The sequence below is a fragment of the Leptolyngbya sp. FACHB-541 genome (assembly GCF_014695875.1).
In the GTDB taxonomy this organism is placed as follows: domain Bacteria; phylum Cyanobacteriota; class Cyanobacteriia; order Elainellales; family Elainellaceae; genus JAAUTN01.
On record NZ_JACJPC010000109.1, the window covers coordinates 1 to 16,294 of the forward strand.

Here is a 16,294-nt window from a genome sequence, read left to right on the forward strand (position 1 = left end):
GCAGCGTTGCCGGAGCGCATTCAACGAGCATTGCTAGCTCACGCTAAAGAAACTGATTACCCCCCAGAAATGGTGCTTGAAATGGCAATCGCAGGGTTCCTCGATAGTGAAGCTATTACCTTTGCCGATTGCCGTCCTGAGTATGAGTAATGTGTTTCTCTGCATCTGTTAGCGTTGCTGCCAGTGCCCTGTTAATCTCAGCAGGTCTTTATGCGTTACGGTTGGCTTATGGACAAAACTTCAGTTATCTTCGGGATATGACAACGATTCGTGTAATTTTGTATCACGACAAGCTTCAAAGCCTTGCATGATAGAGTTTCTATCGATCATTTGTACTATATCTGAAGCCAACGAAGAGGAATTTAGGATCAATAATTCATTGATTAGTTGCGGAAGCCGCAACTAATCAACGGAAACATGCGAGTTTCTGAGGGCAAAAGCATAACTTAAGCTATAAAATTAGCAGCTTTTCTCAACCTTGACCATTCCCTTCAAATTATAGTGTCTAACACTCAGTGGTTATTTAGATTCGACATAATTGGACTAAGGCTAGCGAATCTGTAACCCAGTGCTACCGTATAGTAAGTCACCGGGTTAGAAATAAGGCGCGTCCTGGTCTAGTGTTCCCTGATTCCCTATCTTCAATTTTCAAAGTGTTGGAAGTTTTTCAGGGAGCTGTGATTTAACTGAATCAGTAATGACCAACACCGCAGTCAGAGGACGGTAAGCAGGTAATCCAGGTGAGGCAATTCGGGCGTGAGTTCAACCAGTTGGTACGAGCAGAATGCGGCTACTATTATCTCTGCTTACGAGAGCCTTCGAGCAGAGGACGTTCATAGCTGGTTGCTTGGACTACTGCCCGATCGCCCTAGTCTGGTTCCTAATGTTGGAGTAGGTAGAAGCCTCACCTGCAATTTGCTTATCCACAAGAAGGGAAATATCACCCTTGCGGGTACCGCTCAAGCGAAATCATCTTTGCTAAGGTTAGCTGATAAATAATTACACACAGGCAAAGTTATTAACACGGTTTCTGCATTTGCTGCTTACACAACCGCTGGTCTTATTACAACAAACGATACGATGAACAGTCAGTAGTCATTTGAAGACATATTACAGGTTTCCTGAGACTTCTTAAGCGAACTGAAGTAATTCGTATTCCTTGAAAGATTGCTGGATTAAGCCAAATAGACAGGAAGATTAGCCAATGGCACATTTAGGTATTGAATATGCTTTAAACTATCCTCTCTTTAAAGCAATATATGAACGACGGTCACGCCGCGTTAGTAAGGGAATAAAAGAGGTTCGCGCTGGCTCTCTCTCATACAATTCAAAACAAGGGTCACAACCGTTAGATTCCCTAGAGGAGGCAATGCTCATTGTGGTGGCGATGGGCTTTACAGGGCGAACAACACCAGACCGACCCTTTCAGGACGAACAAAATAACAGCATTATGGCAACGCCCAACCTTCACATGGTTGGGCGTTCAGCTGGCAGCCCTGATAATGCACAAGGAACTTATTTCTTTCTCATTAACGACTCAGGCACTTATTTCCTCCGTCGCCCTCAAGATCAGGAGCCAATCGATATTTACAATGCGAAACCAGAAAGACTGATTGAAGTCGCGGAGGCTTGTAAACAGAAACTCCTAGATCAGCGACTAGATATGCCACGGCAAATGCCTTACTACATTGGTTCTAATCGTTTTGTTTCTAATGTCGAGGGCAGCACAGTTTTGATGCCAATTGTTGACGTAACCTGGCAATACATCAACGGCTTGATGTTCCTACTCACTCAACCTGATGGACAACGACCTGCGTTCACAGATGAAATGAAGTTCAATCGCTATGCAGGTGTAAAGAAGTGGGTCAAGTCAGGATATTTGAACAAAGATATGAAGATCCCGCTTGGCATGTTGGAAGCAATGCGAACCCAATTGGAAGCTCCGCTCCTGCTGCAAAATTTGATGCTTGTCCTGCAAGCAATGGGATTAGGTGGATGGATTCACGCGTCCTTTCCAGGGGCCGTCTTCACAGGTGTTCCCAAAACAAACTTTAAAGTTGCTTTTCAGTTTGATTATCAAAAACCCCGCTTCAAACTTGGAAATGTTTTGAACTGGTTAACCTACTCTCATGGGGTTCGTCCTAATCCTGTAGGGTTGGAAGGCGTTTTTCAGGGGCTTTGTCCGCCCTATGTTAAAACGATGTCCGATGCTGTGGATCGAGTCATTGCTGAGAAATACGGAAAGCGAGGCGTTTACTCAGATAAAGATTACTTCGAGGAAATTTTTAAGAGTGAAGGACTAGCGGAAGATTATATCAAGCAAGTTCCTCACTACCCCCGTGAAGTCATTGAAGTCACCAAGGATGTGTGTAACTACATCTACGATACCTATGGACGGTTTCCGGCACACACAGATGCCATACATATTCCAGGAGTGTGGCTCCAGGCGCACCATGTGGATCTGGATTATTATGACCACCTGTTCCGCGATGGTTACACCGAAGTCAACGCCATGCATCAGGAAGCATGGCATGGCGAGAAATAACTAGATCTGTGCTGTTCAAGCTAGTTCGTCCAACTCTCTAGCTGTCTCTTAGTCTCCATAGCCATAGGGAAGCAATATGAATAGTGCAACTTCTCCTAAGAAGTCGAAGTTGATGACTTGGCTTCATGTCATTGTCTTATGTCTTGCTGCTAGTATGCTGGCCATTACGTTTTCCTTTCTTTGGTTACAAGGAACGTGGGTGAAGCCAGAGGTTCGTGATCAACATGATGCCTTTTTCTTCAGTACCATCGGCACGGAAATTATGCCGCAGTCCGCCTTTGAAGCCTTGCCTGAGCTATTTCCTGAGAACTTTCAGCCCTTGGGAGCAGAAGCAGGAGATTGGGTGAAGCAGTTCGGCTTTATTCATTCACCTGAACATGCCAATGAGGGATTTCCTGTTGGTATCGCGTTGTCCAATTATCGAGCTAAATCAGCCGCACCTTCACCTACGAAATTTGTAGGGTTTAGCTGTGCGCTTTGCCACACTTCTGTACTCAAAACACCAGAAGGTGAAGGAAGTTTGGTAGTCGGCAATGGCAATACATCACTCAACTTGTTTTCTTGGATCGATGCGCTGCAAGCCTCGTTGCTCGACGAGAAACGCCTGACGGTAGATGCGATCGCCACTGTGTATGAACGTAAGCATGGTCAACCTATGCCTCTAGGCGACCGCATCTCGACAAAAGTTTGGTTAACGGGTGCACGGCGAAACTTGAGGACTAATTTACCGAAATATGGCGATCCATTTGGCGGACAAGGAGCTATGTCTTCAGATAATGTTCCGACAGGACCCGCTCGCACCCCGCCTTTTAGAACGCTCGTGCGAAATCTCTTTAACCGTCCTGCCAGTGATATGGCAGCTTACTCAAAACTAGCCAGCATCTACCAGCAAAATCTCCAGGAGTGGGCGCAGTTTGATGGTACGGTTCGTGACCTACTGGCACGCAGTTCAATGGCGGCTTTTGCGGCTGGCGCAACCGTCGAGAATATGAAAAATCCAGAAATTGCCCGCAATATTATTCAAGCCAGTGATTACACTCGCACCTTGCAAGGTCCTTCGTTTGCTGAAGTCTTTCCCAACAGTGCTGTTTCGCTCGACCAAGACCGCATCCAGCGGGGAGAGAAGATCTTTGATACCCATTGCTTTAGTTGTCACGGACGACCCGATAAAGTAACCGGAGAATGGATGAAAGGTCCTCGGCAAGGAGAGGTGGTTCCGGTTGAGGAAATTGGCACAGATTCGGCCCGTGTTAGCTTCCGCTATTACAATGAACTCCCCGATCGCCTCCACAAACTATTTCCAGACGATCATCCGTTTGCCGTCAACCGTACTGATCTGCGACCGGGTCCAGCAGGTGACATTCGCGGATATCTCAATAAACCGCTGACGTCTATCTTTACTCGTACGCCATACCTGCACAACGGCAGTGTCCTCACCCTAGCTGAATTAATTAACTTGAAGCCGCGTCAAGACGCGTTCTTCCGAGGACGTAATGCATACGATATCAAGAATGTTGGTCTTCTCTCGCCTGAAGTACCAAATTCTGAAGTTTATTTCCAGTTCAATACCAGCCGTCCCGGTAACTCCAACAAAGGTCATGATTATCCCTGGACGTATCAGGGTGAGGGTTGGAATGAGACAGACTTGAGAGATCTGCTTGAGTATCTCAAAACTCTTTAGAGCGATCACTAATACACAACTACATTAGGCAACACTTACTCCCACTTTTCTTTGAATTTGGTTAAAGGAATTAACTTTATGGACTTATCCCAACCAAACCAGAAAATTACACTTTCTGCGCTAGTTTATACCTTTGTTCCATTCAGCATCTTGACAGCGATCGGGATTTTTTTGGCAGAAACTCGTCAAGATATTGTTCTTGAACGGGCAATCTATAGCATTTGGGAAACCTACATTCTCGCAACGCCAGCTCTTTGCCTGTATATCCTGGGTCTGCAACAAAGCAAGCGTTATACATACTGGCTATTGTTCTGGACGTTTGCAGGTCTAGCCTACGCTATACACGTTTACTGGACGTTCTTTCAGATCTTTGATGGACAGATCGAGAAGATGTTTACCAAACAAGGGTTGGCAATTGCAGGTACTAATGTTGCTATTACGCTCTGGTGGATGATCGATCTGGCCCTTGCGTGGTTCGTTAATTCCAATCAAGGTTGGATTCGTGCTCAAAGAACAGGCATTCATACTCTGTTTTTCTTGGCTGCTGTATTCGTTGGTATATTTCGCAAGGAAGGGGTAATTACCTGGCTGAGTATTGCTATGGCGGTAGCAGTAGTTACTTGCATCATTATCCGAATTCGCTCACGGAAGACGTATAGCCAGACAAGTATAACTCTTGATCAAGATGGTTTTGAAGGGTTAGAAACTCCCGGAACAGCAACCCAACCTTAACTGAGAAATATTGAAGTTTGTCCTGATGGATTAGTGATGAATCAGCCGTTTTATAACGTGGAAATTAGCAATGAAAATGATTAGCACCGAAACACCAACCAGTGTAGAGAGTAGTACAGTCTTAACAGGGACGGGCTGGCAAGAGAAATTTCTTGGTGGTAGCCCAGAGAGCGAATATCGATTACTCAAGCAATATGCAGACGATATTCAATTAGTTCAAGAGCGCCAGCGCAAGAAGGCAGGCGGAACAACGGTTCGTCGTGCCCTACACGCTAAAATTCAAGCGGGCATCACCAATGCCGAATTTAGGATTGATCCGGCTATTCCACAGCATTTGCAGCATGGAATTTTTCAACTTGGCAAAACTTATACAGCTCATGTGCGATTGTCGAATGCATCAGGAATTGTACAGCCAGACACAAAGCGTGACTTGCGCGGATTAGCCTTGCGGATATTTTCAACAGATGAACAGGGTCAAGAACGAATCAATGATCTCCTGATGACAAGTGCGCCCGTTTCGCATGCTCGTAACGTGCGTCAATTTATGGAGTTTGCCAAAGCTGCTAGCAAGCGCCCTACGTTTCTTCTGCCTGTACGCCTACTCTTCTCGATCGGTGTAGGGGAAACGATTCGGATGATGAAGAACGTGATTTCCAACTCTTCTCGCAAGATTGGTAGTCTTGCTACTGAAACCTATTGGAGCCGGGGACCATTCCAATTGGGTGAAGCTGCGCTCCAATTCTTTGCTCAGCCAGCTGAGGGAACACCAGAGGTTGCTCCTGAAAAGACTGACAATTATCTGCGAGAAGAGTTCATTGAACGTCTCAAGCAAGGACCAGTTGTTTTTGACATCATGGCGCAACTCTTTGTGAGTGAAGAAAAAACTCCAATTGAAGATGGTGCTACCCGTTGGCAAGAAAAAGATTCACCCCCATTCCGAATTGCACAGCTAGTCATACCTCAGCAAGACTTGGGTGAGAGCCGCGACGGGGATGCGGAGGCGTTGATTCAGCAAACGGCTTTTAATCCGTGGAACGGTGCAGAGATTTTCCGTCCGCTGGGACAACTGAACCGGGGACGGCAACCCGTTTATGTAGCAAGTGAGGATTTTCGCCTCAAGCGTCAGACGTATGTCCCACCACAATCCTTCTTAACCCGGCTGGTTGAAGGAATCTTTAGGCTTGTGAACCGCTTTGTGCGGTGGGACAAGCTACCTGGATGGCTTGGCATTTTTAGCCTGGCTCAATTGCGAACGGTTTTACGTCAAAAGAATTTATACGACACCGAAACCGAAGCGTCGCGTGAGGCTACTGCACGTCCTCGGCGTTGTCCTGTTGCCTTCCTCACCAATCGCTCACCGGATGGTTCCTACAATGATTTAAGTGAGCCTAGTATGGGCTGCGTCGGCATGCGATTTGGTCGTAATATGCCGCTAGATAAAGTGCAGCGGACCAGCGATGAGCGTATTCTCACCCCTAATCCTCGTATGGTTGCTCGCGAGTTGATGACGCGAGAGCAGTTTCAACCTGCTACCACGCTGAATATTCTGGCTGCTGCCTGGATTCAATTCATGATCCATGATTGGTTCTCTCACGAAACGGATAATCAGCAGCAACCCTTTGAAGTTCAAATTGATGCAGATGATGATTGGCCCGATAATCAACGTCCCATGCATGTCAAGAGAACTAGAGTGGATCCAAACCATGCAAAAGATGCAGGCGAACATCCAGATACTTACATCAACCACGAGACTCCCTGGTGGGATGGGTCGCAGATCTATGGGACGAGCAAGATAACTCAGAACAATGTCCGTTTGGACCAGGATGGCAAGCTGAGAGTAGACGATCGCGGATTATTGCCAAAAGTTGAGGGCGAAGTTCACAGCATTGATGGTGTTGAAGTCACTGGAGTGAGTGCTAACTGGTGGTTAGGGCTGGGACTTATGCACACACTATTTACCCTTGAGCATAATGCAATTTGCGATCGCCTTAGGGCAGCGTATCCAACGTGGAATGATGAACAACTGTTCAATAAAGCTCGTCTTGTCAACACCGCACTGCTTGCCAAAATCCATACAGTAGAATGGACGCCAGCCATTCTAGGTCATCCAGCCCTACAAATTGGCATGAATGCTAATTGGTGGGGGCTAGTTGGAGAAAAAATCAATAAAATCCTGGGACGATTCAGCAAAAATGAAGCGATCACAGGGATTCCAGGTTCACCAACCAATCACTTTGGCGTGCCCTATTCGTTGACGGAAGAGTTCGTAGCAGTCTATCGCATGCACCCTCTGTTACCGGATGATTTCGTCTTGCGGTCTGTGATGACCGACGAGTTGATCGAAGAAGTGCCGCTTGAGGAAGCCGTAGGACCTAAGGCGCGTGCCATTATGGAGCGGCTTAGTCTCGACGACCTCTATTACTCGTTAGGTATTGCTTATCCGGGAGCAATCACACTGAGAAATTACCCCAACTTTTTACGTACGCTTCCCAGACGAGATAACCGTTTGGTTGATTTAGCCGCCGTGGATATTCTGCGCGATCGTGAACGAGGGGTACCCCGTTACAATGAGTTCCGCAAACTCCTTCGCCTGACCCCGATTAAGTCGTTTGATCAACTTACGCCTGACCCAGAGCTTGCTCGCAAGATTGAATCTATCTATGACGGCAAGATTGATGATGTTGATCTGATTATTGGCATGTTCGCTGAGACACCACCTAAAGGTTTTGGTTTCAGTGACACAGCATTTCGCATCTTTATTTTGATGGCATCCCGTCGTCTCAATAGCGATCGCTTTTTCACAGTTGATTACAAGCCGGAGATCTATTCACCTGTTGGTTTGGAATGGGTTGAAAATAACACCATGATTAGTGTTCTCTTGCGACACTATCCTGCTTTGGAACCTGCTCTGCGACAAAGCAAGAATGCCTTTGCTCCCTGGAACCGAGTGGGGGTCTAACGACTTGATGTAAGGACTCATTGCTTCACTTTGTGAGCAGTAAGCCTGCCATTTTGAAGATGTGTTTGAATTCGAACGCTTGTTCTGACGTTCAAGCACATCTTTGCTTATTACTATCCTCATTACATTGTTTTCTGTGATCTTGGAGTGGTCTGCTCCACTCAACCATCAACTCATTCATTTGCAGGTGCATTTTCTTCAGGAACTTGAGAGAAATTATGATGACAAGTAATCTTAAGTTTGGCATATTGGGTGCAGGAAGCATTGGCACTTACATTGGTGCCCATCTGATTCGTGCAGGACTTGATACCGTACTAGTAGGACGCAAAAAACTCGCGCATGAGATCCAGGAAAACGGCTTAAGAATTACAAATTATCGAGGAACGGATTTTCACCTAGCACTGCAACAGGTAAAGTATTCAACGGAGATTGAATCTTTAGCTGGTCGAGATATTGTGCTGGTGACCGTGAAAAGTGCGGCAACTGAAGAATCTGTAACTCGTTTGAAGCCAGTCTTACCCGCTGGAAAAACAGTAGTCAGCTTCCAAAACGGCGTGCGTAATGCAGAAGTGCTGCGCTCCATCCTAACTGAAGCGCATGTACTCGCTGGCATGGTTCCCTACAATGTGGTTTGGAATTCTCCAGCACACTTTCATTGTGGGACTAGCGGTACTCTCGTTATAGAAGAACAAGGTAATATTTCGCACACTGTTCTCTCCGGACTGCGCCAGGCTGGGCTAATGGCTAAAACCCATGCCGATCTCTCCGGAATTCTTTGGGGCAAGTTGATCTTCAATTTGAACAATGCTATCAATGCCTTAGCGGGTATTCCTTTACGCGAAGAAATCTCAGACCTTGGTTACCGCAAGATCATAGCAGCTGCTATGCGTGAAGCCTTAATGGTGCTAAAACAGAGCAGAATTCGCCCAACTGGGTCTGGAGGGATGCAACCAAATGTTGCTCCTTTCATTCTCTCACTGCCCAACTTTCTCTTTCTTCGTGTCGCCTCCCGTATGATTCAAATTGACCCTCAGGCTCGTTCTTCCATGTGGCAAGACTTGCAGCAGGGAAAGAAAACAGAAATTGACTTCATCAATGGAGAAATAGTCACCCTGGCACAGAAGAATGGGCTAGCTGCACCAATCAATGACAAAGTTACAACTCTGATTAAAGAAGTTGAGATGAAAGGGGGCGGTTCTCCCAATATATCAGCCACGGAAATGCTAAAAAAATTTTCCATTAAATCAGCACATTAAATAAGAGAGCTATATCTACGCCAAAACCTCATCAAAAACTGGGAAGAACCTTTGATAACTGACATTTTATAAGCAAGCTCTTGCGCTCATAGCAGCAGGCAATTAACTCAACAGCACAGAAGTTTCAGCCTATGCCTCTTTGATGTATTTCAAATTGTTGAGGACGAGCAAGCCTAAACAGTTAAGTTTTCTTGATGTAGAAATTAGACCGGCAGACATTGCGGTTGTACTTAAGAATTAGTAAATTTTAAGTCGCTGCACTAACTTCTCTAGCTCGCCTTTCCCTGCACTCCGTAGATAATCGAGAGTTTGTCTTTGCATAGCATCGTAATGTCGCTTATTGGCTATGATTGGCGGTTTGATTTCCGGCCCGTCAAGAGGTGGTTGCAAGTAAAAGCAGTTTTCATCGCCTAACTGCTGCCTGAGAGCATAATCTGTAACCAGATTATTACCTGTAAATAGAGCAGTCAACGACAATAGTTGCCACGCGCCTAGCCCCCATTGCCGAGATTCGGCAGCTGAAACTTGTTGCACATCTCGACCAGTATTTACCTGAACTACAACGATATCTTTTGGAGCCACGCTTTTAGGAGGTGGTGGACAAGGAAGATTCCATTTCGGAAAGTCATGGTTCCACCGTAACCGTTCAGCTAATCCACACACTCCAGGATTCCCTGCAATAAATCCACCGTCAATTAATGGTATGGTCTCGATCCATTTGCCATTCCGTTTATGGGGTGCAGTTTTTCGATCGGGTCCTGTCTCTAGGTGGTCCTTGATCGCCTTCTTATCAGTAAGCAGGTGTGCGGGAAATACTCCTGGGTAGGCACAAGATGCTCGACAAATTTCCCAGGCAGGAATATCTGCGTGCTCTGCTTTAGTATTTTTGAAGACGACAGCAGCCTGATTCCAGATGTCATAGGCAGTGACAATCAAGGGCTTTTTAAGTTCACCAAACCGAATATCCCGTCCAAGGCGATTCTGAATAACACGCTCTAAACCAGAATCATCAAATAAAGTACGACTGAGTCCATCTCGAAAAATCTGTCCAATCTTCCGTGGCAACCAATCCCAAAAATTAGGGAATATATCAATACCGTCTTGAATATAAAACCCTAAAAGCTCTTTTGCAGAAAAGCCTTGCGCTAATCCTAGTGCTAGGAGACTACCTGTGGAGGTGCCTGCAATTAAATCAAAATGTTGTCCTAGAGGCGCACCCAGTTCCTTCTCAATTTCAACTAGAATCGTCGCACTAACCACACCCCGAATACCACCACCACTTAAAGCAAGAATTTTGTAAAGGCTCATGAACTTTTCTGATTAACTTGGGGAAGCTAGTGGTTTAAGTTTCAATTGGTAGAAATACTAGCTTTCACAAACTAGCCTCATTCTGCTCACGTCCCCGGAAGCTTTTATATTTCTTCACCCAATAGGTAATCAAGGGAAGCAGAAATCATTGCTTCACCCTCAAGCCTTCAGCAGCCAATCCTTCTACAGCAATCTCATTAGGAATATTCAGCTTTCGTCTGGAAGCTGAAAACGTGGGGTACATTGGAGAGGCACTATCACCAAGAGTTGGGAGGAGCAATGAGTCTGACTCAGGTTATTACTACCAAAATTGTAATTACAATCTGTTTCTGGTGCATACCACTGCTATTGGGTCCAAAGTCGCTCTTTCATTGGGTCAATGTACCATTCCCTCAACCAGAAGTTTTTATCCGGTTATTAGGAGCGGCATAAGCCGCTCTCGTAGTTGCTTACTATCACGGACTGACAGAGGCAAGAACAACGGGGTCAGCAGTAACAACCGTTTGGATGGGGTTGGTAAGTAAGAAACTGTCAGATCTGGGTACTCAAATTGCGGCTTTTTTGGCACGTTTTCATCATTACAAGCTCTCTCTTTTATCTTTGATTAAATCGCTTCAAAGAGTTCTTGTAATTCATTCATCCGTTCAACAAATTGTTCTCGTTGCTTAGACAGAGACACTGACTCTGTCATTCTTGCTCTCGATCGCAAAAACTGCCTCACTTCATCAAATGCTTGGCAAAATCGTTTCGCACTTTCAAACGCTCCAAACCCTAGCATCGGATAGTAACGTTGCTTGGTCCCTCGATGACTCTGCTCGATCGGATTTCCCAAACAACCTCTCACTTCATGCTCAACATCCGTTCCCAAGTTCTCATCAATTGCTCTGGGATATGAAGCTAGACCATCTGTCACCACTCTTTGCGGTAGTTGTCCTGCAACTTCATGCGCTTGGGCAAAGAAGGCTTTTGCTGCTGCCATGTCTCGTTTCTCACTCAACCTCACATCCACCAAGTTTCCATCCTCATCGATCGCTCGGTACAGATAGTACCATTTGCCTTTCACACGGATGTATGTCTCGTCCACAAACCAAATCTTGCCCACCTTCCCCTTGCGTTTGGCTCTCAGCTGTTGGGCAAAAATCGGAGTAAAGCGTTCTTCCCAATCTCGTACTGTTTCATGCGTGAACTCCAACCCCCGCAGTAGGAAGAATTCGGCAATGTCTCTAAAGCTCAGCTTGTAACGGAACCGACAGAGCAACACTTGGAACACGATATCGGTGGGCACCTTGATGAAATTGAAAGGGGTACCGGTGCGTTCATTGCAGGTGCGATAGCACGCCTTGCAGCGAAACATTGCGTAACCTAAATCAGTGGTGCGTTGCAATCGAGTGGTGTGAGTCGAGCTGCAGTGAGGACAGTTCATCGAAGGCGGACTGAACGGAAGTTGAGGGCAGAAGCTAGTTTATCAGGCAGGGGCTTCTACCCTCAATTTGAGTACTCAGTTCTGACAGTTTCACTCGTGTATGCATATCTGATGGATGTAAGTGATGCGTACAAGACCACCAGAGCTATCAATGTGAAGCATCAAATTCGTCAACGGTAAAAAGGCGACAGTTTGGGTTCACAGCAAAGTTTTACCAAAGAGCGCAGTACAATAAGATTAAAATTTTGTTCCTTATCAGCTACAACAGCATCATAGATAAATACATTGGTTGAACCATCAGATCAAATAAATTTAGGTAGAAGCTTAAATTTGGAATACAATAGCAACAAAACCACGCGCAAGTCCATTGAAACAGTAAAAGTTGCGGAGCGCTAAAATTCCTATCTCCGCCGCAAGCGGACGGAGCATTACGGAATTTCCCTTCGGGACGCACTTCCGCTTGTTACAAACGCCGCAAGCGGGCGGGGAATTCGACCCGGAGTGATTAAATACCTCGAAAGGTTAGAGATACACTTTTTGCTCTTTCGTTTAATCAGAATCTCAATGAGATCAGGGAACTGTATGAATCTTAACCGTGACGATTTAGCACGCAAGGTTTCTATCACGCTAGCAAGTGAGCTTGAGCAAAATCTGCCAGAACTTGTTGAGCAAGAAATAGAGCTACAGAAACACAGTAAACCAATATCCACTGACGAATCAATTGAAATAGCAATGTTGGGTTTAGCCGTTGCAGCTTTGGTTCTTCAGATTGCTGCTTTTGCTATACAAATTCGAGACTCACGAAGGCAGCAACTAAAATCACTTCCAGAAATATCAGAGTATGAATTAGAAGTACAACAAAGACTAGGAGCGAAAGTTTTAACTGCTGCCACAGTTGAAAAAAGACAGATAATTAAACGAATAATTCAAGTAACAGTTTTAGAGATATTAGAAGATCTTAATGATAATCAGTAGTTAAGAGGTTAGTGCTATAAAATTCAATATGCGGGCGATACTGACAGTTTTTGTATTGTTTGCAGTCTGTTATATAACTTAACCAACTCTACCTGCTATAATAGATTGAATTGATGAAAAAGGCTCTCGACGTTGAGAATTCCGAAGCCTGTGCTTCTACTCCACTCCCCATTGTAACTTTGAGTAGCCTGTCTAATTGCCGCACGAATTTGAGAAGAATTTAGTTGAGATGCTTCTGAAGATTTTTCCCAGGCAGATAACAGCAGAGCAATTGCTCCACTAACTTGAGGAGCTGCCATGCTAGTACCTGACTTTCGACAAACACCATTAATAGTACCAGCACTTGCCCCGGAGATATTGGCTCCAGGGGCTACAAGATCAGGTTTATGAATTCCCTGTCGTGTTGGTCCTTGTGATGAATCGCTATCCTCTCCAAAACCTGATTCATCAACTTGTTGTACAGCAGCTACCGTAATAATGTTATGTGCTGTTCCAGGAGGAGTTAATGTGACACACTCATCAGCATCTTCAAAACCAACTGCTCTACTTGAATCTATCTCAATCCATGCATGAATATCCTTATTGCCTTCTTCAGGGTAACCCCCTGATCTTCTAACTTCAAGAAACCAACATCCATCAGCTATGGAGTTTGCAGAACCTTTTTCAATGAATATATCAACCGAGCTATCACCATTGTAAGGATGATGTCTTACATATCTAATCTTACACGTGTTCTTGTTAGAAAAAACTTTAAGACCTGTTCTCCTTCCCAAAGTAACCCACTCTGTTCTTTCTCTATATGGGTTCTCTACACATAATTCTAATTGATAAGCAGAGTTAAACCAAATTTGAATATTATCCCTGTCTCTTGCATTCTCAACACAATTTATTAAAAGTCTGCATGGGATTTTATTTTTCACATTAAATTTGGCATGTCGTCGCGTTTGCCTTTCATTGCCTGCTGATTTGACGATAGCATAACCTTCGGCAGCACCACTTTTCAAGAACTCAATATCATAAAGCCTTTCTAAAACTGATGTTCCATCATGAGGTCCAACATTGATTCCTTGGCTAACATTTACAACGGTAGGTAAGCGCGCTACCCTCTCTGTGAAATCCTTGATATACTTCAGAGCATTTCCATGAGACGCTTCAACACCACGAGACAAGTCGATTTTAACTACAACTATTTTAGCCTCAGGTGCAATTCCTCCAAGAAAATGTGTTCCTGGTTTTCCTGCCGCAATACTCGTTACATGGGTTCCATGCCCAGACTCTAAATCTCGTAGGCTATTAGGTGCATTCCCTTGTCTTAAATATTCATCAATCTCCTCCTTTAAGTATTCTCTACCAAATGCACAATGCTGTCTCCTGGCATCATCAGAGGAACCGGTTCCATCTCTATCAGCCTGGTCCCAAATAGCTAGGATTCTAGATTCTCTGCCAGTAGCATCCAAGAAGGCTTCATGACAAATATCAATTCCACTATCAATAACAGCAATAAGGGCTTTATCTCCTTTTTCAAATTGATGAATTCTATCAGCCTTAACTGCTACACCAAGAGAAGAATGAGCTAAATGTGAGGTACTTTCTTGAGTCGATATCCCTTCTGAGAGATTACTATCCCATGATGAACTTTGTCGGCTAGCTTCGACATATATTACTTCTGAATCTTCCTGAAGAGCTTCAATAGTATTTCGACTACCTATACAGCCTATGATTGTTCCAAAACGAAAGGTTTCCTCAAGATCAGGTATGTGATCTGACGACCAGGATTCATTACTCACATAAACCAACATATTAAGACGAAGCTGAGATAGAGCTGTTTCCCACACTTGCTGATCTTCATGCTCAAGATTATCCTTCAGCACACCGAACTCGAAGATTAGGTAAGCGTCTATTTTGTTCATGAAGTCCTCCTGACTAGACGTTACTTTCTCCTTAACTTCAATTCGTTGTTGGCTAATCTCTGCTGATTGAACTGATCTATCACCTTCCAAACTTAGTTTTCGTTTAGACTTCTTAGAAGCTTTAATAATGCGAGGTGACACAGGTGCAACTGCTACAGTGATATGGCATGTTGGCTTACGAATTTGATAAGCTCGGCCTTGAGCCCTTGGACGGTAGCGCTTCAAACATGGACCCTGATCAGCAAAAGCTTGAGTAATATACAGTTCCGATGGATTATAGCCTTGGTTGTGTTCAGCGTTCGCAACTGCCGAACGAAGAACTTTTAACACTGGTTCACAGGCCCTATAAGGCATAAACTCCAGAATGATCAATGCATCCTTATATGAACAACCACGAATTTGATCTAAAACACGTCGAATCTTGAAGGGAGACATCCGAACGTAGCGAGCCTGTGCTTTTACAGGTTGAACATAAGTTTCTTGATAGTTCTTAGTAGTCATACTATTCAACTTTCAATGTCTAAAGTAAAGCCTCCTAATTAAATACAAGTAACTACTCTTTGGTCACTAAATACTCTGCTCTCACACCTAACACTTCTATCATTAAATTACACCCTCATTGAATTACACCCTGATTTGGAGTTAGAAAATTGGCAATAAGCTAGAACAAATGATCTTCTCTCACATTTCAAGAGTTGAAATCTTGAAGCTATTCTGTCTGAAGGTTATATAAAAGACTGTGACATTTGTCATCTCTTCTAAAAAATTAATATCTGTGTAAACTTCGGGAAGAACTGAACCTCTTCTAAAGTTTTGTTCTAATGAATACATCTTCTAGGACTACAATCAATTAATGTTGTGGATACTTTTAGCATAAGGGTCGAAACTGCTGCTTGACTGACAAAACTAAGAAGCTGGGATGCGGCTGAGGACGGTAAATTTACGCTTGAAAGCATGATTCTGTTGTCGTTTGGAAGCAATGGCAGGTTGAGGGTCAGGCAGAACTGAGAGTAAATGAACTACCCCGCTGCAGAGCAGACGGGGTATCAGAATCAAAAAAGCGTAAGCTGCTCATCTCGGTGTAGCTTGAGATATTCATTACCCTGATTCTTGACGTAGTTCGCAATCATCCCTTCATTCCCGTGTTTCCCAACCGTACTTGCAAAATAGCCATCACTCCAAAACTCTCCGCCCCATAGCTTTTGTTTCACCTGAGGACAACGCCGAAACACTTCCTTCGCCGTCAAACTCTTGATCATTTTGACCAACTTCGTCACGCTGTACGTGGGCACCGATCGGACTAAAAAATGCACATGGTCTTTGTCTACACCGATTTCTATAAATTTGACCTCGTAGCGTTTCTCAATCTCCAGGCAAACTTCTCGCAGCACTTCATCGACCTGTTCATCAAACACTGCCCGCCGATACTTTGCTGGAAACACCAGGTGATATAGCAAGACGGTTACGTTATGACTTTTGTGGACGTACTCGCTCATCCCTGCATC

The 16,294-nt window shown here is 44.6% G+C and carries 11 protein-coding genes and 1 pseudogene; 7 read left to right on the forward strand and 5 right to left on the reverse strand.

From position 1 onward, the window contains the following. Positions 1-756: 756 nt before the first annotated feature. The 6 genes from H6G00_RS22245 to H6G00_RS22270 all read left to right on the forward strand — a co-directional run bounded on the left by H6G00_RS22245 (position 757) and on the right by H6G00_RS22270 (position 9,173). Positions 757-999 carry a hypothetical protein gene (locus H6G00_RS22245; protein WP_190798423.1) on the forward strand — a complete coding sequence of 81 codons (243 nt, stop codon included), beginning with the start codon at positions 757-759 and terminating at the stop codon, positions 997-999. A gap of 205 nt (positions 1,000-1,204) precedes the next feature. Next, positions 1,205-2,545, forward strand: coding sequence for a hypothetical protein (locus tag H6G00_RS22250; protein WP_190798424.1), 1,341 nt, complete (start codon positions 1,205-1,207; stop codon positions 2,543-2,545). Between the two features lie 112 nt (positions 2,546-2,657). Beyond that, a complete protein-coding gene (locus tag H6G00_RS22255; protein ID WP_190798425.1) occupies positions 2,658-4,226 on the forward strand; it encodes a cytochrome c in 1,569 nt (522 codons plus the stop codon). A 78-nt stretch (positions 4,227-4,304) separates the two neighbouring features. Further along, positions 4,305-4,958, forward strand: a complete 654-nt coding sequence (locus H6G00_RS22260; RefSeq protein WP_190798426.1) for a hypothetical protein — start codon at positions 4,305-4,307, stop codon at positions 4,956-4,958. Positions 4,959-5,028: 70 nt separating this feature from the next. After that, complete coding sequence (locus H6G00_RS22265; RefSeq protein ID WP_190798427.1) at positions 5,029-7,917, forward strand: peroxidase family protein; 2,889 nt, start codon at positions 5,029-5,031, stop codon at positions 7,915-7,917. Positions 7,918-8,135: 218 nt separating this feature from the next. Further along, positions 8,136-9,173, forward strand: a complete 1,038-nt coding sequence (locus H6G00_RS22270) for a 2-dehydropantoate 2-reductase (protein WP_199318654.1) — start codon at positions 8,136-8,138, stop codon at positions 9,171-9,173. A gap of 237 nt (positions 9,174-9,410) precedes the next feature. On the opposite strand, the gene H6G00_RS22275 is transcribed toward H6G00_RS22270, so the two are convergent. Continuing rightward, positions 9,411-10,481 (reverse strand): patatin-like phospholipase family protein, encoded by a 1,071-nt coding sequence (locus tag H6G00_RS22275; RefSeq protein ID WP_190798428.1) that lies wholly within the window; start codon positions 10,479-10,481, stop codon positions 9,411-9,413. A gap of 604 nt (positions 10,482-11,085) precedes the next feature. Then, positions 11,086-11,904 (reverse strand): IS6 family transposase, encoded by an 819-nt coding sequence (locus H6G00_RS22280; protein WP_190798429.1) that lies wholly within the window; start codon positions 11,902-11,904, stop codon positions 11,086-11,088. Positions 11,905-12,486: 582 nt separating this feature from the next. Between H6G00_RS22280 and H6G00_RS22285 the strand changes: the two genes are divergently transcribed. Beyond that, entirely contained in the window at positions 12,487-12,879 is a 393-nt protein-coding gene (locus H6G00_RS22285; protein ID WP_190798430.1) for a hypothetical protein, read from the forward strand. Between the two features lie 95 nt (positions 12,880-12,974). On the opposite strand, the gene H6G00_RS22290 is transcribed toward H6G00_RS22285, so the two are convergent. The 3 genes and pseudogenes from H6G00_RS22290 to tnpA all read right to left on the reverse strand — a co-directional run bounded on the left by H6G00_RS22290 (position 12,975) and on the right by tnpA (position 16,285). Further along, on the reverse strand, positions 12,975-14,789 hold the full coding sequence (locus tag H6G00_RS22290) for a S8 family serine peptidase (protein WP_347278214.1): 1,815 nt from the start codon (positions 14,787-14,789) through the stop codon (positions 12,975-12,977). A gap of 141 nt (positions 14,790-14,930) precedes the next feature. Further along, positions 14,931-15,290: pseudogene (rplV, locus tag H6G00_RS35660) on the reverse strand (50S ribosomal protein L22); the annotation flags it as partial. 551 nt (positions 15,291-15,841) lie between these two features. Beyond that, the gene (gene tnpA, locus H6G00_RS22295) at positions 15,842-16,285 is read right to left on the reverse strand and encodes an IS200/IS605 family transposase (protein WP_190798432.1); all 444 of its coding nucleotides are present in this window, start codon (positions 16,283-16,285) and stop codon (positions 15,842-15,844) included. Positions 16,286-16,294 lie beyond the last annotated feature (9 nt).

What these genes read in the sequence shown, in the direction of transcription:
- H6G00_RS22270 (WP_199318654.1), top strand. Translation starts at nt 8,136, where the DNA reads ATGATGACAAGTAATCTTAAGTTTGGCATATTGGGTGCAGGAAGCATT.
- H6G00_RS22260 (WP_190798426.1), top strand. Translation starts at nt 4,305, where the DNA reads ATGGACTTATCCCAACCAAACCAGAAAATTACACTTTCTGCGCTAGTT.
- H6G00_RS22250 (WP_190798424.1), top strand. Translation starts at nt 1,205, where the DNA reads ATGGCACATTTAGGTATTGAATATGCTTTAAACTATCCTCTCTTTAAA.
- H6G00_RS22285 (WP_190798430.1), top strand. Translation starts at nt 12,487, where the DNA reads ATGAATCTTAACCGTGACGATTTAGCACGCAAGGTTTCTATCACGCTA.
- tnpA (WP_190798432.1), bottom strand. Translation starts at nt 16,285, where the DNA reads ATGAGCGAGTACGTCCACAAAAGTCATAACGTAACCGTCTTGCTATAT.
- H6G00_RS22275 (WP_190798428.1), bottom strand. Translation starts at nt 10,481, where the DNA reads ATGAGCCTTTACAAAATTCTTGCTTTAAGTGGTGGTGGTATTCGGGGT.
- H6G00_RS22280 (WP_190798429.1), bottom strand. Translation starts at nt 11,904, where the DNA reads ATGAACTGTCCTCACTGCAGCTCGACTCACACCACTCGATTGCAACGC.
- H6G00_RS22255 (WP_190798425.1), top strand. Translation starts at nt 2,658, where the DNA reads ATGACTTGGCTTCATGTCATTGTCTTATGTCTTGCTGCTAGTATGCTG.
- H6G00_RS22290 (WP_347278214.1), bottom strand. Translation starts at nt 14,789, where the DNA reads ATGAACAAAATAGACGCTTACCTAATCTTCGAGTTCGGTGTGCTGAAG.
- H6G00_RS22265 (WP_190798427.1), top strand. Translation starts at nt 5,029, where the DNA reads ATGAAAATGATTAGCACCGAAACACCAACCAGTGTAGAGAGTAGTACA.